Source organism: Streptosporangium sp. CA-135522 (genome assembly GCF_050949235.1).
GTDB lineage: Bacteria > Actinomycetota > Actinomycetes > Streptosporangiales > Streptosporangiaceae > Streptosporangium.
Window position 1 is genome coordinate 4913556 of record NZ_CP192026.1, and the last position, 18927, is coordinate 4932482.

Annotated in this window: 18 protein-coding genes and 1 pseudogene; 9 read left to right on the top strand and 10 right to left on the bottom strand. The window is 67.9% G+C overall.

Annotated features, from left to right (window positions below; all coding sequences use genetic code 11):
* Positions 1–107: 107 nt before the first annotated feature.
* Complete coding sequence (locus ACQPYK_RS23020) at positions 108–677, bottom strand: transposase (protein ID WP_433258276.1); 570 nt, start codon at positions 675–677, stop codon at positions 108–110.
* 345 nt (positions 678–1022) lie between these two features.
* On the opposite strand from ACQPYK_RS23020, the gene ACQPYK_RS23025 reads away from it, so the two are divergent.
* On the top strand, positions 1023–2714 hold the full coding sequence (locus ACQPYK_RS23025) for a glycoside hydrolase family 35 protein (protein WP_433258883.1): 1692 nt from the start codon (positions 1023–1025) through the stop codon (positions 2712–2714).
* 160 nt (positions 2715–2874) lie between these two features.
* Positions 2875–3687 (top strand): aminoglycoside 3'-phosphotransferase, encoded by an 813-nt coding sequence (locus ACQPYK_RS23030; RefSeq protein ID WP_433258278.1) that lies wholly within the window; start codon positions 2875–2877, stop codon positions 3685–3687.
* Between the two features lie 346 nt (positions 3688–4033).
* On the opposite strand, the gene ACQPYK_RS23035 is transcribed toward ACQPYK_RS23030, so the two are convergent.
* The 4 genes from ACQPYK_RS23035 to ACQPYK_RS23050 form a co-directional block, all read right to left on the bottom strand.
* On the bottom strand, positions 4034–4543 hold the full coding sequence (locus ACQPYK_RS23035; protein ID WP_433258280.1) for a hypothetical protein: 510 nt from the start codon (positions 4541–4543) through the stop codon (positions 4034–4036).
* Between the two features lie 288 nt (positions 4544–4831).
* On the bottom strand, positions 4832–5977 hold the full coding sequence (locus ACQPYK_RS23040) for an RNA polymerase sigma factor (RefSeq protein WP_433258282.1): 1146 nt from the start codon (positions 5975–5977) through the stop codon (positions 4832–4834).
* Between the two features lie 5 nt (positions 5978–5982).
* Positions 5983–6390, bottom strand: a complete 408-nt coding sequence (locus ACQPYK_RS23045) for a YciI family protein (RefSeq protein WP_433258884.1) — start codon at positions 6388–6390, stop codon at positions 5983–5985.
* Positions 6391–6421: 31 nt separating this feature from the next.
* Complete coding sequence (locus tag ACQPYK_RS23050; RefSeq protein ID WP_433258284.1) at positions 6422–6919, bottom strand: pyridoxamine 5'-phosphate oxidase family protein; 498 nt, start codon at positions 6917–6919, stop codon at positions 6422–6424.
* Between the two features lie 709 nt (positions 6920–7628).
* On the opposite strand from ACQPYK_RS23050, the gene ACQPYK_RS23055 reads away from it, so the two are divergent.
* Together ACQPYK_RS23055 and ACQPYK_RS23060 are read left to right on the top strand one after the other, a co-directional pair.
* Positions 7629–7871, top strand: coding sequence for a nuclear transport factor 2 family protein (locus tag ACQPYK_RS23055; protein WP_433258285.1), 243 nt, complete (start codon positions 7629–7631; stop codon positions 7869–7871).
* Between the two features lie 220 nt (positions 7872–8091).
* Positions 8092–8703 carry a recombinase family protein gene (locus tag ACQPYK_RS23060; protein WP_433258287.1) on the top strand — a complete coding sequence of 204 codons (612 nt, stop codon included), beginning with the start codon at positions 8092–8094 and terminating at the stop codon, positions 8701–8703.
* A 189-nt stretch (positions 8704–8892) separates the two neighbouring features.
* Here ACQPYK_RS23060 and ACQPYK_RS23065 read toward each other — a convergent pair whose 3' ends face one another.
* Positions 8893–9774: a recombinase family protein gene (locus ACQPYK_RS23065; RefSeq protein ID WP_433258289.1), complete on the bottom strand. Its 882-nt coding sequence runs from the start codon at positions 9772–9774 to the stop codon at positions 8893–8895.
* 460 nt (positions 9775–10234) lie between these two features.
* Between ACQPYK_RS23065 and ACQPYK_RS23070 the strand changes: the two genes are divergently transcribed.
* The 4 genes from ACQPYK_RS23070 (at position 10235) to ACQPYK_RS23085 (ending at position 13750) form a co-directional block, all read left to right on the top strand.
* Positions 10235–10849 carry an RNA polymerase sigma factor gene (locus ACQPYK_RS23070; RefSeq protein WP_433258290.1) on the top strand — a complete coding sequence of 205 codons (615 nt, stop codon included), beginning with the start codon at positions 10235–10237 and terminating at the stop codon, positions 10847–10849.
* The gene (locus ACQPYK_RS23075) at positions 10842–12140 is read left to right on the top strand and encodes a CU044_5270 family protein (protein ID WP_433258292.1); all 1299 of its coding nucleotides are present in this window, start codon (positions 10842–10844) and stop codon (positions 12138–12140) included. The genes ACQPYK_RS23070 and ACQPYK_RS23075 overlap by 8 nt, the downstream gene beginning before the upstream one ends.
* A gap of 345 nt (positions 12141–12485) precedes the next feature.
* On the top strand, positions 12486–12818 hold the full coding sequence (locus ACQPYK_RS23080; protein ID WP_433258294.1) for a PadR family transcriptional regulator: 333 nt from the start codon (positions 12486–12488) through the stop codon (positions 12816–12818).
* Positions 12815–13750 carry a hypothetical protein gene (locus tag ACQPYK_RS23085; RefSeq protein WP_433258296.1) on the top strand — a complete coding sequence of 312 codons (936 nt, stop codon included), beginning with the start codon at positions 12815–12817 and terminating at the stop codon, positions 13748–13750. Before ACQPYK_RS23080 ends, ACQPYK_RS23085 begins: the two co-directional genes overlap by 4 nt.
* A gap of 110 nt (positions 13751–13860) precedes the next feature.
* Here the strand turns inward: ACQPYK_RS23085 and ACQPYK_RS23090 are convergent, their stop codons facing one another.
* Entirely contained in the window at positions 13861–15585 is a 1725-nt protein-coding gene (locus tag ACQPYK_RS23090; RefSeq protein WP_433258298.1) for a Tn3 family transposase, read from the bottom strand.
* A 533-nt stretch (positions 15586–16118) separates the two neighbouring features.
* Here ACQPYK_RS23090 and ACQPYK_RS23095 point away from each other — a divergent pair.
* On the top strand, positions 16119–16475 hold the full coding sequence (locus tag ACQPYK_RS23095) for a hypothetical protein (RefSeq protein ID WP_433258300.1): 357 nt from the start codon (positions 16119–16121) through the stop codon (positions 16473–16475).
* Here the strand turns inward: ACQPYK_RS23095 and ACQPYK_RS23100 are convergent.
* The 3 genes and pseudogenes from ACQPYK_RS23100 to ACQPYK_RS23110 form a co-directional block, all read right to left on the bottom strand.
* A pseudogene (locus tag ACQPYK_RS23100) lies at positions 16409–16771 on the bottom strand (DUF4158 domain-containing protein); the annotation flags it as partial. The gene ACQPYK_RS23095 and the pseudogene ACQPYK_RS23100 sit on opposite strands and share 67 nt — an antisense overlap.
* 408 nt (positions 16772–17179) lie before the next feature.
* Entirely contained in the window at positions 17180–17914 is a 735-nt protein-coding gene (locus ACQPYK_RS23105) for a hypothetical protein (protein ID WP_433258302.1), read from the bottom strand.
* Positions 17915–18252: 338 nt separating this feature from the next.
* On the bottom strand, positions 18253–18654 hold the full coding sequence (locus ACQPYK_RS23110) for a hypothetical protein (protein WP_433258304.1): 402 nt from the start codon (positions 18652–18654) through the stop codon (positions 18253–18255).
* Positions 18655–18927: the final 273 nt, after the last annotated feature.

Here is an 18927-nt window from a genome sequence, read left to right on the forward strand (position 1 = left end):
GATCGTGGCGCCTCCAGCACACTTCACAACCGCTTCGTCGTGTCGTCCCGCACCCTCGCGACCAGCCGGGCCAGCGTCGTCACGCCCGGCAGTAGAACCTTCCGCCGCTACCGGTTGTGGAAGATCTCCAAGTACTCGAAGATCGCATTCGCCGGCTCGATACGGGTCTTCCACCGCCTGCGATTGAGCAGCTCCGTCTGCATCCGCCCCCGGGACGACTCGATGACGGCGCCTGCGAAGCAGTCGCCGATCGATCCCATCGATGGAACCAGACCGGAATCTTTGACGCGTTGGGTGAAGGCCCAGGAGGTGAACTGCACCCCGTGATCGGAGTGGATCAGCGTTCCGGTCGGCGGTGTGCGGTTATGGACGGCCATGCCGAGCACGTTGGTGACCAGGGTGGCGGTCTGGCTGGCATCGATGGACCAGCCCACGACTCGGCGGGAGTAGACGTCCTTCCGCCACGCAGCAGTAGACCTTGCCCTCTCGCGTGGGGTGTTCAGTGATGTCTCCTGGCCCACAGCCAACAGATCCTCAGACCTTGCGGCGGAACTCAGGGGGTATCTCCCACTGGCGATGGACACCGCACGCCTGGCGAACAGGATGACAAGAGCCCGGTGGCGGGAGACTGTCACGCCGGGATCTGTGAGGCCCGAGGCTGAGATGCCTCGGGCCATCCGACTCGCTAACCAGCGTCGACGCGGAGCACCCGGGCGAAGTCAGCGGCATCCTCGGCCCGGCCCGCCGCATCTACCAACCGACACACCCCTCCTGAGGTGACCTCGCATCAGAGCAGGTCAGAGGCAGGCTCGTTGGATTTCCCGCGATTGCTATCGGGACCCCCTTGCCCCGCCTGTATGTTTACGTAAACATACAGGCGGGGCAAGGCTCTCCGTCGACGAGCCCCACCACCGCGTACTTGCCCTTCAACACAGGGTCTTTCAGAACAGGAGCAGCACCACATGCCCGTTTTTCAGATCGATGACGGCGGATTCCGACTCGACGGTGAACCCTTCCGGCTCCTGTCCGGCGGGCTTCACTACTTCCGTGTCCATCCTGCGCAGTGGGCTGACCGGCTCCGCAAGGCGCGCCTCATGGGACTCAACGCCATTGAGACGTACGTCCCCTGGAACCTCCACCAACCACGGCCGGATCGGTTCCGCATGGACGACGAACTCGACTTGCCCGCCTATCTCGATCTCGCCGCCGCCGAGGGTCTCCACGTCCTTCTTCGCCCTGGCCCGTACATCTGCGCCGAATGGGAGGGCGGCGGGCTGCCCTCATGGCTCCTGGCCGAACCCGACCTCCGGCTGCGCACCCGCGACTCCCGTTACCTTTCGGCAGTCGACGACTACTTCACCCGGCTCCTCACCCCGCTCCACCCCTACCTCTCCACGCGGGGCGGCCCGATAATCGCCGTCCAGGTGGAGAACGAATACGGAGCTTACGGCGATGACACCGCCTACCTCGAGCATCTCGCCGACTCACTTCGCCGGTGTGGTGTCGACGTCCCACTGTTCACTTGCGACCAGCCCGCCGATCTGGAGCGCGGAGCCCTACCGGGAGTTCTCTCCACGGCCAACTTCGGCAGCCGCTCCGCCCAGAATCTCGCCACGCTGCGCGCACATCAGCCCACCGGTCCGCTGCTGTCGACGGAGTTCTGGATCGGCTGGTTCGACCGCTGGGGTTCCCGTCATGTGGTCCGCGACGCTGACCAGGCGGCGCAGGAGCTTGACGAGCTGCTCGCAACCGGAGCTTCGGTCAACTTCTACATGTTCCACGGCGGTACGAACTTCGGATTCACCAACGGCGCCAACGACAAGCACACCTACCGGCCGACCATCACCTCCTACGACTACGACGCCCCTCTCGACGAAGCCGGTGACCCCACCGAGAAGTTCACCGCCTTCCGCGAGATCATCGCCAAGTACGCAATGGTCCCCGGCGAGCCCGTCCCCGCGCCCGGGGCCAAACTCACCGTGGCGGCCGTACCGCTGACGCAGAGCGCGGGCCTGCTGGAGAGTGCTGCGTCGCTCGGCGAGGCCGTCGAGTCCCGGTATCCGCTGACTATGGAAGAGCTCCGGCAGGACTTCGGCTTCGTTCTTTACGAGACCACGCTGCCGGCTGCCGGGCCCGCCCTGCTCGAACTGGAACACGTCCGTGACCGCGCTCAGGTTTTCCTGGACGGACAGCCCGCCGGGGTCCTGGAGCGGGAGAACCACGAGCATGCCCTCACGTTCACCGTGCCGCGTGAAAGCAGCGTCCTCAGCGTGCTCGTGGAAAATCAGGGTCGTGTCAACTACGGGTTGGGTATCCACGACCGCAAGGGACTGCCCGGAAAGGTCCTCCTGAACGGCTCGGAGCTCGCCGGGTGGACCAACCGGCCCCTTCCGCTGACCTCCCTAAGCGGACTCCCGTTCGCTGCCACCAGGACCGTTACGATCGGGCCGGCGTTTCACCGCGGCACGTTCGAGGTGACCGAGGCGGCAGACACCTTCCTCCATCTCGACGGCTGGACGAAGGGCAACGCGTGGATCAACGGCTTCGCACTCGGCCGCTACTGGTCCCGGGGTCCCCAACGGTCTCTGTACGTCCCCGCCCCAGTACTGCGCATGGGCACCAATGAGATCATCGTCCTCGAACTGCACGCCTCCCATCACGCCCGCACCGTCGACTTCAAGGAGACACCCGATCTTGGTCCCACCGAGGAATAGCCTCGGCACGGGCACGCTGTGGCCGGGCGCCGTAGATGGGGAATTTGTGGGGGCGCCTGCGTAGACGGGGAAGGGGGAGTCACCCGGCAAAACCCGAGGAGAGGGGCGCCCTGCAAAACCATTTGGCACTGGCGCCGTTCCCCCAGGAGGATCATGCTCCATGAGCCGCCCCACCATCTCCGAGATCCCGGCCGGCCCCGTGACCGTCCCCGACGTCGTCGCGGCGCTCGCCGGCGGTGACACCGTCACCCCGGTGTGGCGCAACAAGCTTGGTGGCCTGACGTTCCGCCTCGATGACGGGCGCGGTGGCGCCAGGTATGCCAAGTGGATCGCCGCCGGCACTCCGGAGATCGACCTCCCCGGCGAAGCCGAGCGCCTGGCCTGGGCGCGGCGATGGGCGAGCGTCCCGCGAGTCATCGAGCACGGTACGGACGCCGACGGCGCGTGGCTGGTCACGGCGGCGGTTCCCGGCCTGCCGGCGGTGGACCCTCGGTGGATCGCCGATGCGGCGACCGCGGCGGCCGCGATCGGCCGCGGGCTGCGCCTGCTCCACGACGCCCTGCCAGTGGAGCAGTGCCCGTTCGACTGGAGCATCGATCGGCGGCTCGCACATGCCGACGAGCGCATCGCCGACGGCGAGGGACCGGCCGACTGGTTCCCCGAGCACCGGCACCTCGACCTCGCCGGGGCCCGGGCGCGCATCGGCGAGCCGCCCGCGATCGACCGCCTGGTCGTCTGTCACGGGGACGCGTGCGTCCCCAACACCCTGCTGCACGATGACGGCATGTTCGCCGCGCACGTCGACCTCGGTTCGCTCGGGGTGGCCGACCGGTGGGCCGATCTGGCGGTCGCGGCGTGGAGCACGGAGTGGAACTACGGCCCCGGCTACGACGGCATCGTGTACGACGCGTACGGGATCGCCCCGGACCCGGAGCGCATCGCCTACTACCGCCTGCTCTGGGACCTGGCCTGACCGGTCGCGCCCGGCCGGCCGCCGAACCCCCAGCACCAAACGGCACAGCGGCCCCTGCCCATGGGATCCCATGGGCAGGGGCCGCTGTGCCGTCTCATGCGCTGCTCACGGGCCGAAAGGAGCCCTTAGAGTTCCTAACAGAATGAGTGCGGCCGCGTCCGGGAACATGATCGGTCGTCGGACCGGTACAGGGAAGCGGCCAGCAGAGATCGTTCCCGTAGGACGCTGGCAGTGCATCGAGCCGTTGCCACTGACGACCGAACGCCGCTCCCGCAATCCCCGGACGCGAGCGGAACCTCATCAGGTATGGGACGGAAAGTGTGCAGGGAGTACGGTAGAGACGATGTCAGTCATCCCGCGTCACACCGCGGCCTCCCCGCCGGGCGGCAATGAGGAGTGCCGTGGCACCGACCGCGTAGGCGATGGGCGCCAGCGCCCAGACCCCTCCGTCCGGGTGCGTACCGAAGTAGAAGTCCGGTTGACTGCCGGCGAACATGTCCGCGGTGGCATCCGCCGGCGGGAGGGTTACTGGAGGCTCTTTCAGCACGAACACCAGATGGAGCAGGGCCAGGACGCCGCAGAGTCCGCTGACGGCGCCGACCAGCGTGCGAGATCTCGCTACGGCAACGACACCCATCAGAAGCGGCAGGACGCCGATGACGAAGACGTCCAGGGCTATGAAGTCCCGCTTCGAGACCTCGGGGAAGGAGCTGGCGAGCATCGCCAAAGGCAGGGGAGGGAGGCCCCCTCCCTTGGTCGTGGCGAGCAACGCCCACGGCACCAGCGAAGCGCTCACAGCCACGGCGAACCACGCCCACGAGCGACGGCCCACTGGCACGTTCTTCCACGTCAGCACCGCAAGAGCGTATAGGACACTTTCGGGAGCTGCCCTGGTTCGGGTAGACCGCCTGGCCCAACGACCGATCATGTTCCTGGACGTGGTTGCCTTCATTCTGCTAGGAGTTATTAGGTGAGCCGGATGCGGCCGGATGCGGTCGTGACAGGGAATGGGCTATTCCCTTGGAACGGATCCTGCCATGACTGCTCCTGGAGCGAGGACACGCTCGTGGAGGACGGTCGTGAGGAGTTGGCGGCCTCGGCGGCCCGTCATCGGCGCGACCAGCACGGCCGAGGCGAGCCGTACTCACGCCTGTAGCAGTTGCCGCACCCGGGCGGCCTCGCGGGTGAGGTGGTCGCGCTCCGGCAGGCTGGTCGCCGCGCGGGCGGCCTCGGCGTACAGCTCGGCGGCCTGCTCAAGGTCACCGGCGCGTTCGAGCAGGTAGGCCCGTACCGCGGTGTAACGGGGCAGGTCGGGGCTCACCTCGGCCAGTGCCGCCAGGCCTGCCTGCGGTCCGTCGGCCTCGCCGACCGCCACCGCGCGGTTGAGCCGTACGACCGGACTGCCGGTGAGGATCAGCAACTCGTCATACCACTCCACGATCTGCAACCAGTCGGTCTCGGAGGTGCTCGGGGCGTCCGCGTGCAGGGCGGCGATCGCGGCCTGCGCCTGGTACTCGCCCAGCCGGTCGCGGGCCAGCGCCGCCTGCAGGATCGTCACTCCCTCGGCGATCAGACGGGTGTCCCAGCGCGATCGGTCCTGCTCGGCGAGCGGCACCAGGCGGCCTCCAGGGCCGGTGCGAGACGCGCGGCGCGCGTGGTGCAGCAGCATGAGCGCGAGCAGCCCCGCGACCTCGGGCTCGTCGGTCAGGGCGAAGAGCTGGCGGGTGAGGCGGATCGCCTCGGCCGCCAGGTCGACGTCCCCGCCATGCCCCTCGTTGAACACGAGGTAGAGGACGCGCAGCACGGTGGCCACGTCACCGGGCTGGTTGAACCTGACGGACGAGACCGTCCGCTTGGCCCTGCTGATGCGCTGGGCCATGGTCGCCTCCGGCACGAGATAGGCCTGCGCGATCTGGCGCGTGGTCAGGCCGCCGACCGCACGCAGCGTGAGCGCGACGGCCGAGGCCGGTGTCAGGGACGGGTGGGCGCACAGGAAGTACAGCTGGAGCGTGTCGTCCACCGCCTCGCCAGGACCTGGCACGGGCTCGGCCTCGACGCGTATCTCGCGGTGCCGTCGGGAGGTGCCGGCGCGGGCGGCGTCGAGGAACTTGCGCCAGGCCACGGTGACCAGCCAGCCCTTGGGGTCGCCTGGCAGGTCGTCGGGCCACACGCGCACGGCCTCGACCAGGGCGTCCTGCACGGCGTCCTCGGCCGAGGCGAAGTCGGCTCCGCGACGGACGAGGACGCCGATCACCGTGGGGGTGAGGGTCCGCAGCAGGGAGTCGTCCACGCGCGTCAGTCCGTGATGGTCGGAAGCTCGGCCAGGAACGGGCGCACCTCCAGCCACTCGTGGATCGGCTTCCCGCCCGCGCCCGGAGCCGCCGACAGCTCGCCTGCCAGCTCGAGCGCCCGCTCGTAGCCGTCGACGTCGATCACCATCCAGCCGGCGATGAGGTCCTTGGTCTCGGCGAACGGGCCGTCGGTGACCGGCGGGCGACCCTCGCCGTCGTAGCGGACGAACGCGCCCTCCGAGGAGAGCGCCTGGGTGTCGACGAACTCGCCGGTCCCTTCGAGCCGGGCGACGAAGTCCCGCATGTACTGCACGTGGGCCGAGACCTCCTCCGGCGTCCACTGGTCCATCGGCACGTCGTTGACCGGTGCGGGAGCGCCCCGGTAGTGCTTGAGCAGCAGGTACTTGGCCATCATGTTCTCCTCAGTATGGTCGGGACCGTGTTCAGGCGCGCTCACGCTCGGCCCGCTGCCGGACCAGCTCCTCGACCGCGCTCGGCAGGGTCGTTTCGAAGTCGATCAGCTTCGCCCACGTCGGGGTCACCACGATCCGGACCATGCCGTCGTAGAGCGAGCGGACCTCGGCCTCCCACTCGACCCGCTGCTCGGGCGTCATCTCGTACGAGCCGTTGATCTGGAGGTACTCGTCCGGGATGCCGTCGACGACGTCCAGCTCGGCCCGACCGCGGATCAGCAGGATCTTGGGCGGGTGCACCTCGGTGTCGATCGTCAGGGCGACCATCGGGTTCTCACGCAGAGCCGGGAGCTCCGGGGCGTTCTTCGTGGTGCACATGACGATCTCCGAACCGTTCCAGGTGAACGCGATCGGGACGTTCCGGGGCGTGCCGTCCTTGGCCACGTACGCCAGCCGGGTCACGTCGCGTGCCAACAGCTCTCGGCTGATCGGCCGGTCCAGAATCTCGGTGATCTCGTTCGCTCGCATGGCCGTTCCTCCAGGGTCGTTGTCGTGATCCGCCCCAGGGACGGAACCGTCGGAGCATTCTCGACATCCGCCGGCCCCCGGGTTCCCAAATTTTTTCTGGCTGCCACGGCCATGGCAGGGACTCCGAGTGGCTGCGCGAGCGGCATGGCATCGACGCCGACGACGCCCCGGTCAGCCTGCCGGCGGTCACCATGGACGTGGTCGCGGCCTACGCCGACGCGATGCGCGAGCAGGCCGACCGGTACGGGGCTTGAGCGACAACGGAACGGCCAGTGGCGGCAGCGGAATGAAGGCGCTGGGCTGCCGCCACTGGCCGTTCGAATGTCGTTCACCGGGTTGGTCGACCAGCTCGATCTCGAGGGCGAGGACGCCGAGGGCTTCGTTTTGATGGGGCCGTAGATGCGGGGACGTTGGCGAGCTGCCGGTCATGAGGGCTGGTCGGGTCGACCTTTGGGGGCCTTCGGTGTCGAGCCTCTCCGAGGCCGTGGGTCCTCGTCCTCCTGGCAGACATCGCCCATCCAGTTCGTCGCGGCGACCACCGCCAGCCGCTGCTCACCCCCGTTGGTGGTGCGTGAGCAGTTGAGTGAGCAGGCGGGTCAAGGTCTGCCTGTCCTCGGCCGAAAGCGGTCCGAGTAGGTCGTCCTGCACCTTGTCGAGTGCTCGGTCCATGCGTCGAAGTTGCCGATCACCCGCCGTGGTGAGGGTCACCATGTTGCGCCTTCGGTCATCCGGGTCCGGCGTCCGCACCCAGCACACGACCACTGACCTGCTGGTGAACGTCGAGGGAGACCGGGCGGCCGCCTCGGTGAACTCGCTCGTGTACTACTACCGCGATGGCCAAGCCCCCCACTTCACAGGCGGCCTGCGAATGACCTCCACCACGGTACGGACGCCGACGGGCTGGCGATTCCGCGAGGTGCGGATCACACCCGCCTGGACACGCGAGAACTGATCTCTTTCCGGGAAGCGACGGACACCGACGGGATTGTGGCACGCACCACCGGCAAGCACCTCGTCCGGGTAGCGGTCATATCGCGCTTCGGGGGTGGAACCGGTTGATTACGTCCCCAAGCGTAGATCCAATCAGGGCCGCCTTCGCCACCTGCGGAAACGGCACGCCAATCCAATAGCATCCGGCCCAGACCTCCGCCTCCCCATTCCGCCCCCTTGGAATGGTCGCCGACATCCTCGCCCTGCGCCCGGCACTCATCCGCCGCGGACTGCCCCTGCGCGTCGAATCCGGGCTGTTGTCCGGCATCGACCTGGCAGGCGACGACCCCGGCACCAAGATGATGGTCTCCGTCCTGGCGGCCGTGCTGGAGTTCCAGCGTGACATGATCAGCGAGAGCACCCGCGAGGGCGTCGCTGCCGCCGAGGCCGCCGGCAAGACTCTCGGCCGCCCCGCCGCCCTCGACAAGGGCAAGGCGGCCACCGTCGTAGAGGTATACCGTCAGGGTGCCGCCGTCAAGGCCCTGGCCCGGCGACACCAGGTCACCTCCAAGGCCATCCGCCGCGTCCTGGACGCCACCGGCGCCCGTGACCTGCCTGACCAACTCGGCATGCCGCCCGCGTCACAGCCGCCCAGACCACCCAACCATGATCAGCTTCCCCGATACCCCCGACCTCCGCTGATCCTCAAGCGGCAGGGCGAGGTCGCCGTGCTCCGTCGCGGATCACCTTCCCGTCCAAAGTCGGCGCATCCCGGCCCCACAGACCCGCTCTGCGCGGATTATGACCTGCGAAAACCTTCCGGCGAGGCGCATCCGAACGGAAAGTCACGGTAGGCCGCTCAACTCTGCTCTGCTAACGGGACTCTTCGTTCGGATGCTCGTCATGCCCGGTCACGATGCTGGCTCGACCAGCAGTGGCCGGATCAACGGGCACGGGCGCCGGATGAGGGGGTCCCGGTAGCAATCGCGGAAAATCCAACGAACCTATGTCTGAGCTGGGCTGAGGCACTGACGGAGGGCTGATCACACGCTGCTGGAGGCCGCCTCTGCGGTGATCTGTTCGTCGTGTTCGCGGAGCAGGCGCATGACGGTGGCGGGTGAGGGGTGCTGGCCTTTCTTCTTGCCCTTGGTGATGACGAGTTGGGCGGCGATCTCGCGGAGGCTGTGGTCCTGGTCGCGCAAGTGCAGGGCCATGGAGAGCATGGCGGGGTCGGTGACGGCGGCGCCGCCGATGGTCTTGCCGTTGCGGCGGGCGGATTCGTGGCCTTCCAGGGTCCGGTCGCGGATGTACTCGCGTTCCATGCCCGACAGGGCGGCCAGCACGGTGAACACCACTCCGGAGGGGTCGTGGGTGCCTTGGAGTTCGCCGGTGAGGAACTCCAGGCCGACGTCGTAGGCGCGTAGCTGTTCGGCGAGCTCGGCCAGTGCGAGGCCTCGGCCGAGCCGCTTGTGTTCGTGGACGACCAGGGTGACCGCGATGCCGGAGGCGCGCATCTCGCGGGCGAGGTCGATGGCTTTGTCCAGTTCGGGCCGTATGGTGGCGCGGGTGGAGATCTTCTCGGAGAAGATCCTGGTCACTCCGGTGGCCTTGAGGGAGTCGAGCTGGGTGGCCAGCGACTGCCGCACGGTCGAGGCACGGGCGTAGCCGATCTTGGCGTGTCCGGAGGGCTTGGTGCCGGCGGCCGCGGGGCGCGGCAGCTCGACCCACACCGATCCCGGTTTGCGGAGCGCGGGGGTCGGCACGTTGAGGGCCTTGGCCAGCGAGGGCACGAGCCGGAACCGGGCGGTGTGGTACTGGACGGCCACCTTCCCCTTGCCGGTCCGGCACGGCGACCCGGCCGGGGCGGCGCAGGAGGACATCGGGCAGTCGGCCGCTTCCACTCGGAGGAAGTCGTCGTCGCTCACCTTCAGATCGTTCCATGTGAGTGTTTCAAAGGTCCAGAGGTTTGCAACAACCTATGAAACAAAATCCGGGCGGGAAAGCCCTGGACGCCGAAGGTCTGGGGTGGTGTTTCATAGGCGAACACCTATGAAACAACCCGGGATAAGATCCGAGGGGCAGTTTCACAGCCATCATCCAGCCGAGTGCGCTCACCCCGCAGGAGAGAGAACGACGACTACCTGCCATGATCGTTCTCGGCGATAGCGGCTGTCTGCCGGTTCCTCAACCCTGGAGTACGACCTGTGGCTGGGCCGCCATGATCGGCAACTTCCCCCGGCGTTCAGCTACGCTCCCGGTCCACACCTCCGAGGCGCTCACCGAGGAGGGTGCGTCGGGCGCTCGTGAAGAGGAATCCGGGGTACGGCGGAGTAATGGTGTGAACCACAGTGAACATACCCCCGTAGCCGGCCGACGGGAGGGCGCATGACGGCCCGGCCGAGGGTCTCCCACCCCCCGCAAGAGGTTGCCGACGCCACGCTCGTCGAGCAGTCTCGCCGTTTCCCCGACCGGTTCGCGGTTCTCTACGATTGCTATTTCCCTGAAATTTACCGGTATGTGGCCGGGCGGCTGGGGACGCAGGTCGCCGACGATCTCGCCGCGGAGACGTTCCTTGTGGCGTTTCGCAAGCGGGAGAGCTTCGACGGGGCGCGCGGCCAGGTACGGGCCTGGCTCTACGGGATCGCGACCAACCTGGTCGCCCAGCACCGCAGAAGTGAGACCCGCCGCCTGCAGGCCCTGCAGCGGACGCCGGTCGAGCGCGTGACGGACCCCGGCCATGAGGATCTCGTGGCCCAGCGCCTGGCTGCCGCCGGCGTGCAGGGCCAGCTCGCGTCCGCGCTGGCGGTACTTTCCGAGGCTGACCGCGACGTACTGATCCTCGCGGCCTTGGCCGGGCTCGGCTACGAGGAGATCGCCCAAGCCCTCGACATCCCCTCGGGCACCGTCGGATCCCGGCTCAACCGCGCCCGCAGGAAGCTTCGCGGTGCCCTCGGCGGCGTCAACCCGATGCATGAAGACTTTGGAGACGCAGATGGATGACCTCAACGCCGTGCGGGACCTGCTCGCCGCACCCCCGCCCTCCCCGCAGGTGAGCGCCGAGGGCCGTGCCCGGCTCGTCGCCTCCTTCACCGCCCAGCCGACCGCCCCGAACCCTCAGGTGAATCTTCACCTGGCCACGCAGACCTCCCCTCGCTCGCGCCGGGCCACAGCCGAGGCGGGGCGTCGCCGCGGGGCGCCGCGCACGGCTAGGTGGACGGCGCTCGGGGTGGGGCTGCTCGGCGCGGCGTCCGCCGTCATCGTGGTGATCACGTCGGGTACGGCCCCGGGCGGCCCGGACTCCACCACCCTCGCCCAGCCGCCCTCGGCGGACGCGTCCACCGGCTCGTCTGCACGGCCTGACGCGAAGCCGTCGGCCCGGCAGATCCTGCTTGCCGCCGCGACGTCGGTTGCGAGGACTTCTGCGAACGGCGACTACTGGGTGAACCGTGTCGTCAGCGGCAGCACGTTGCTTGCCCCGAACGGGAAGTACCTGCTGGAGCAGGCCTACTCCGAGGAGCTGTGGGCGTCCCCAGAGGCGGGCAAGCCCACCTGGCTGATCACTCAGTTCCTCGGGGCCAAGCCCGCCACCCCGGAAGACAAGGAGGCATGGCGCGCCGACGGCTCACCGAAGACGTGGACGTACCCGGGGAAGCGCATCGCCGAGGGCGGCAGGTCCTTCGTGACGGAGAGCCGGACGGTAACCGCCGCTGCGGGCCCGCGCGAGGCACGGAGGGAGGTCGCGGGCGGGTCACTGGGCATGCTGACCAACGGCGAGCCGATGACCCCGGACCGGCTGGGCAAGCTGCCGGCGACCCCTGAAGAGCTCCGGGACTACCTGGAGTCGGTCATCAAGAAGCAGGCCGCGGACGGCAACGTGCCGCCCCTGGGCCAGGGCCGGCACGCCGACCTGCGGATCTACGACATGGGTGTGCACATCATCATGCGTTTCCCGGTGTCGCCGAAGGTGCGGGCCGCCGCGTACCGGATGATCGCGTCCCTGCCCGGCGTGACGGCCGTCGGCGAGGTCACCGACCCGCTCGGCCGCCGCGGCCGGGCCGTCAGCATCCCGCGCACGACCGAAACGGGCGAGTCGGAGGGCGTGGACCGGCTGGTGGTGGACGCCGAAACCGGGCTGCCATTGGCGCTGGAAAACACCGCGTGGGGCCCGTCGAGGCAGGGTGCGGCCGGCTTCTCCTACTTCTCCTACGAAGCAGTCAAAAAGACCGGCTGGACCGACGAGAAGCCCGACTTGCCCGCGAACCGACGTGGCCCCGAGGACGCAGCCGGCTGATCCAGGGCACTCCTCGAGCGGTCAGCCGAGCGCTGGCGAAAGCGGCCAGGACACGGGATCCGCAGCGCGATCCTGGCCGAGGGCTTAACCGCTGGCCACCAAGGCCGCGATGTCCTCGATGCGCACGATCTCCCCGGTTGCCCTCCGAAATCTCGTTGATGTGCACCCACGCAGCATTCCAGGGGGCGGTATGTCATCCCGCTGTCGCTCTGCTGTTGTCGGAGAGGCTGGTCGGTCCTCCCCTTCGTCGCCCTGTCGATCGAGTCCAGCACCGACAGCAGGTACAGGGGCTTGTCGATCAGGCATCCACCATCAATAGATAGATCATCGATATATAATGATCAAATGAAATCGATGCAGGAACCCACTTTCCTGATCCTTACCGCGCTCGCCGCCGGTCCTCAACATGGGTATGGCCTCATCACCGACGTCGAACAGATCTCCGAGGGCCGGGTACGGTTGCGCGCCGGAACCCTGTACGCCGCCTTCGACCGGCTGCAGGAAGAGGGCCTCATCGTCGAGGATCGCGAGGAGATCGTGGGCGGCAGAGTCCGGCGGTATTACAAGCTGACCGATGACGGGGCGACCCGGCTGGCGGCGGAGGCCGAGCGGATGCGCCGTCACGTGCGAGCGGCTTCCACGCGGCTGCGCGCCGCCGGCCTCGGAGGAATGGCGTGAGCTCCCTCGAAGCCCGGTACCGGCGGCTCCTGGCCTGCTATCCCTATGATCACCGTACGAGGCACGAGGAAGACATGATCGGCGTACTGCTGGCCGGATCACGGCCCGGCCAGACCCGCCCGCACATCGTCGACATGGCCGATCTGCTGGCAGGCGCGGTTCGCATGCACTACCGGCGGGCTTTCGGCACGGTGTCGGCGCCCGCCTGGCGGGACGCCGTGGCCGTGGGCATGGCGCTGTGGCCTCTTCTCATCCTGACCGACACGCTGGCCCGCCAGGTCCTGTCACTGGCACAGAGCGGCCCTGGTCTGCTCAACTACTGGATGCAAGAGCCGTGGTCACTCCTGCACTGGGCTGAACCGATCATCGTCTTCGCCCTGCCCGTGCTCGCGGTCGCGCTCCGCCACCGGGGGATCGCCACACTGGGCGCACTCGCTTTCATGCTGTACCTATCGGGCAGATCGCCCTTAACCTTGACCCTGGCACTGCCGAACGTCGGCCTGCCTCTCCTGGCGCAAGTGGTGGCGGTCGCCGCCGCCTTCACCCGTCCGCCCCGCAACGGGATGTCGCTCATCTTCCGGCGCACACTCATGCTCTGGATGCCGCTAGGTCTGATCGGGTTGGCCGCCAGCAAGGTCGGCAGGGGTGTGCTCGACGCCGCCACCAACCATGAGATCGCACTCTGGAAACCTGTGCCCTGGCTCATCATCATGGCAGCGGCAGCGGGATACGCGGCAGGGTCCGTGGTGGGACGGCGCGCGGCACTGCTGCTGTTCCTCCCCGCAGCGGCGCTGGGCGACCTCGGGAAACTCCCTTCCCTGCCCACCTCCATAGCCCTTGCGCAGATCGGCTGCGTGCTCAGCGCTTTCGCCATGGCGACGATGCTCGCGCGCTGGCCGGCCGGACGTGATCCTGCCGCTCATAGGCACTGACCTTGTGATCAGCTACGCACATCGGATGCCACCAACATCCTTCAAGACGACGTGGGAGCCGCGCGGCTCGGGCCCCGACCCCTGAATGCCACAGGGTGCGGGGCCTGCGGCTATGGGTGGAGCATGAACGAGATGCCGGACTCGTGGACGGTGGTCGGGCGTAGTGGCCGCCAGCCGCCGATGAGCTTGACGAGTTCGGCTTCGACGTCGACGGTGATGAAGCCGAAGAAGTTGATGTTCTCACGGTGGCCAGGCGCGATGAAGGACAGCAGTTCGTCGGGGACCTCGCGGCCCTGGCCGCGGAGTTCGCCGATGGCCATGCCGTAGTACTCGGTGGTCCAGGTGACGACGGCGTTGGTGAGCAGGGACAGGCACCAGGCCTGCTCGGTCTGGTCGGCCAGGTGGGGGCGGACGATGGCGCCTTGCTGGGCGTAGTGGAGGTCGCGCCGCAGGGCGTGGAGGGATTCTCCCCTATTGAGCTGTCGGGAGATTTTGCGCCGGTAGACCGGGTCGGACAGGTAGCGGGCGGTGTGGATGGTCCGGCGCATCCGCCCCCACTCCTTCAATGCCGCGGCGAGGGTGTTCTGCCGGGAGGCTGCCGACCACTTTCCCACGATCAGCGAGGCGGTAGCCTCTCCGAACGTGAGCGATCCGGCCATCCGCAGCAGGTCTGGCCAGCATTCGGCGACCAGGTCCTCGTTCCACCGGTCGGCCAGCAGCGGCCCGGCGTGCGGGTAGCGGGTGTTGGTGACGACCGGGGAGTCGTCCCGCACTAACGTGATCTTTCCCAGGTCACGAATCCGGGGAGTGAGGGCCTTGCCGACCAGGTCGAATAGCCCGAAGTTGACCAGGGTGGCGCCGTGGGTGTCGGTGGCGTGCTCGCGGATCGGCAGGTCGGTGGCGTTGCCCAGCAGCTCGTCCAGGGTGTAGTGGCCCTCGCGGTGGGTCGGCACGATCTGCTGGGTCCCGTAGGTGGACCACTGGTCGGAGACGTGGGTGTAGGTCGACAGCACTCGTCCGCCGTGGATGACCATGTCGCGGCCGGTCAGGGACTTACCGCGCACAGGAAACCGCTGCCCGTCCGAGGACGACATCGTGCCGCCACCGAACTTCCCTGCCAGCTCCAGCGTGTAGTGGTGATTGACGAGCACGGTGTTGGCCTCGCGCAGCGTCTCCTCGCGCACATACCACTCCTGCGTCCAGGCGAGGGTGTCGTAGGAGACCCCGCACGCCTCCGACATGCGGGTCAGCCCGAGGTTGGTGGCCCCGGCGATCAGCACCGCCAGGATGTTGCGCTTCAGCTCCACCGACTGGGTGGATTTGCGACCGCCGGCATGGGTGAAACACGCCAGGAAGCCGGTGCGGACGTCCAGCTCGATCAGCAGCGACGCGATCGGCACGAATGGCAGCATTCCCGACAGCTCTTCGCGCAGCGCCTTGGCCTCGGTGGGGATGTCCTCGGCCGCCAGCGGCGGGATCACCAACCGCCCGGCCTCGTCCAGACGCACCGCGCCGACATCGCCCGGCGAGCTGCCCGCCAGGGTCTCTCTCCTCCAGATCCTCCAGGGCCTGGTGCAGTTCGTCCTTGGCCTGCGCGAGCGCGTCGGCCGCTCCGGCCGGTTTGCGGACCAGCTGGCAGAACTCCGCCCGCCGCCCCTCCCACTGCCCCGGGGTGAACAGGTAGGTGCCCGGGTCGGCGTACCGGCGCGACCCGGAAACGAACACATCGCCCGAGCGCAGCCCGTCGCGCAGGGCCAAGATGGTGCACAGCTCCCAGTAGTGGCGAAACGCGGTGTCATCGCCAGATCTGCGGGCCCTGGCCAGGTAGTCGGCATACCGGGTCGGCACGAACGACGTCGACGCCCCGGCCGGGACCTTCCGGCCGCCGATCCGGTTCAGCTCCTTTAGCACCGCCACCGCCTCCATCAGGTCGGCGGTGCCGGGCCCGCCGTGGAAGTCGATCGCGTTCAGGACATGCGGGGTGAACTGCCGCAGGTAGGTGTAGGAGGCCTCCAACGCCGACAGCCGGCCGTGGTCGCGAGGCAGCGGCTTCCCGTTCACCGCCGCGACCTCCCGCAGCTTCTGCATCCCGATCTGCTCGCGCAGGATCCCGCCAACCCGCTCGTCCGGGACCGCCGGGTCCACCAGCACCGGCAGGATCACATCCATCAGCAGCTGCCGGGCCTCGCCCTTCTTCGCCCGCTCCGCCAGAGCCTCGTCCGTCTTGGCCTTCGCGCGGGACTCCCGCGCCGACACCGCCTGGTCGAACAACGCGACGACCTCATCCAGCTGGTCGACCGCCGACTGGGCGACCAGCGCCAGCAGGATCGGATAGCGGCGTTCCCCGCGCCGCTCCAGCCCCTGCACCGTGGACCGGCGGCCCAGCGTCGCCAGGAACCGGCGCCGCTCACGCGGCAGCATCGACAAGTCCAGCAGATGGGCATCCATCGCCCGCAGAAACAGCAGTTTCTCGATCGCTAGCTTCACCGCTGCAGACGTCGCCTCCACCGCCGGCGTCGTCAACCACACCAGCCGGGTCGCCCCCAGCTCCGCGTCGTGGACCAGCAGAGCCTCCAAGTCCCCGCGCATCTGCCTGGTCAACAGATGGTCGACCTTCTCCGAGGTCAACGCGCCCGCGCCCGTTCGCGCGGTCGCGACCATCTCCATCAACGTGACCACGCCCGGCCGCGTCACCTGCGCGCTGATCAGGAACTCCGCCGCCTGATGGAACAACAGCGACGGCGTGTCGTGCTCCATCGCCCGGTCCAGCAGGAACTGCTCCAGCTCCTTCAACGGCTCCCCACCGGACGGGACCGGCTTCCAGTCCAGGTACTTCAGCACCAGCTTCAGATGATCACTGCGGGTCTGCGCCCGCCGCCCGTACTGCTGCAGCACCCTGGGAGACACCGCCAACTGGTTCGCCAACCGCAGCATCGCCGCCTGCGGCACCGACCAGATGTCATCGGGTACGAACCCCAGCCACGGCAACGTACACAGCTGCACCGCCAAGCCCAGCCGCGCCGCCGGCCCCCGGCCCCCGGCCCCCGGCCTCCGCCACGGCCCTGGTCGTCGATGAACCCCAAGTCCTTGCGCGTCAGCGTGAAGAACCGGATCAACTCCTCCCGGCCGATATCCGGATACGACCGCAGCCGCTCCATCTGCTCGTCAGAGAAGAACTGGGTCGCCAATCCTCACCAACCTCTACGAACGTACCGAAACCAGCACGAACCGTAGCGGCAAAGATCGCTACCCGTCCCGAGAACTCGAATACTCCGAGGTCAGGGATAGGTTCGTTGGATTTTCCGCGATTGCTACCGGGACCCCCTGAAGGGCGGCACCGGCCCCATCGTGATCACCGAGGCCGACGGGTCCACACGCGCTGATGAACATTCCGACTCGGTGATCATGGGCTGGACCCCTGACCGGCCGTCATGCGGCGAGCATGTCGAGCGGTCCGCCGACCAGCACCAGGGCGAACGCCGCCCAGCGGAACACATGCAGGGGCCGAGTGCGATGCAGGAGCGCGCCGAGGAGTATCTCGGCCGCGCCCATCAGCGCCCACCACGCTGCCTTGGCGAGCAGCCAGCTCCGGATCGCCTCCACGTACCTGCGCCGATCACTGGGCACGTGCTCCGTCAGGAACGCGTCGATCCGCGCTTGAATGTGACCACGCTGTGCTGAGCACAGACCGTCGTGTTCGCCGTCGCATGAGTGGACGCGGGGCAGCTCTGCGATGACGCTTCGATGGAATGCCTGGTACTCCTCAAGCGAGCAGCCCAGCGCGCGAGGGACGTAATCCGGAGGACTGTACACAGCGCTGTGGCGGTCGCCGCGCTGGCCGGTTATCCCCCACTGGTCATGGGAGACACCTGGGGAGGTGTACGTGAAGTGCGCCCGGATACTCGTGGAGAGGCCGGCCACGCCAGCTTGAGACAACCTAAGCCGGGCACGGGAGAGGGCGTCTGTAGCGCGGACCTTCAATCCGCCGCCCCGCTCCCGCAGCTTTTCGGGGTCGAGGAAGTCCAGAACGATGGACAGCGCGGCGAAGTACAGCATGACCTTTCCGACGCGGCCCCACACCAGCATGGGCCACCCCCACACCACCATGTTGGTGGTTGAATGGCCGTCGAACCAGGTGGCGATGACGTCAAGTAATTCATTCACGGGCGGCCCCTTCGCGTGCGCAGCGGGTTTCACGCAGGGTTCCAGTCTTCTCTCGTTCGCCGGTATGTGCCGGTCGTTCGCTGGCGCGGAAGGAGCAACGACTTGATGTCTCGACTCAGCCAACCCAATGCCGCCCAGTTCAGCGAATCGCACTCCGAGGCGTCGGCCTTCTGCTCTCATCACCTTTGCTGAGCCGTACCCTGAGCCATTCAGCTCAGCGCATCTGATGCGCCGCAGGTAGGCGCGCCACGCCGGGCATCACTTCGACTGAGTCAGGACATCCCCGGCAGCGATCGACGGCCTCCAGATGATCAATGTGTGAGCGACGGGCGGGCCACCTATTCGACGCGTTCGGCGTTGGAGTCGTAGCCGCCTCCGTCCGGGTAGACCCACGCTCCGGTAAGGCTGCAGCCGTCCGGACTGAAGACGCCCTGGTAGTAGGCGGGGGAGCCCCGCTCGCCCGCCCAGATGGTGAGGGTGTCGCCCTCTATTTCATAGGTGTAGTCGAGGGTGCTGCCATCGTCGCCGTAATAGCGAGACTTGATGTCGGCGCTGGGCTCGGCCATCAGCGTCCGTTCCCGGCCGATGATCTCGATGCCGTGCGCGCCGCCAAGGTGGACATCCTGCTGGAGGAAGAAGTCGTTCAGCCAGCGGTAGATCACGGTTCCCTCGTGCCCTCCGGTGATCTTCCAAGTGCCGACGAGCCTGGCCAGAGCCTGCAGTGCTGGGTCGTTGGTCATCGCCGTCCCCCTCGCATCGGGTCGTCACCTCGACAGACCGGCGTCCGCAAGAATCTCATCGATCGCAAGGGCATACAAGCCGGACTAGCCCTCAGGCGAGTTCGTCTTCATCGAACTTTCGGGTGTCGCGGGGTTCGACGTAGGGCTCCTGGCCCGCGGGGTGCCCCTCCCTGATGGCACCGGTGTCGCGGGACTCGCGCTCGCTCACGGGCTTCTCAACAACGGGCACGAGGTCGAGGTCTACGAGCGGTCGCCCGAGCTGCGCACCAAGGG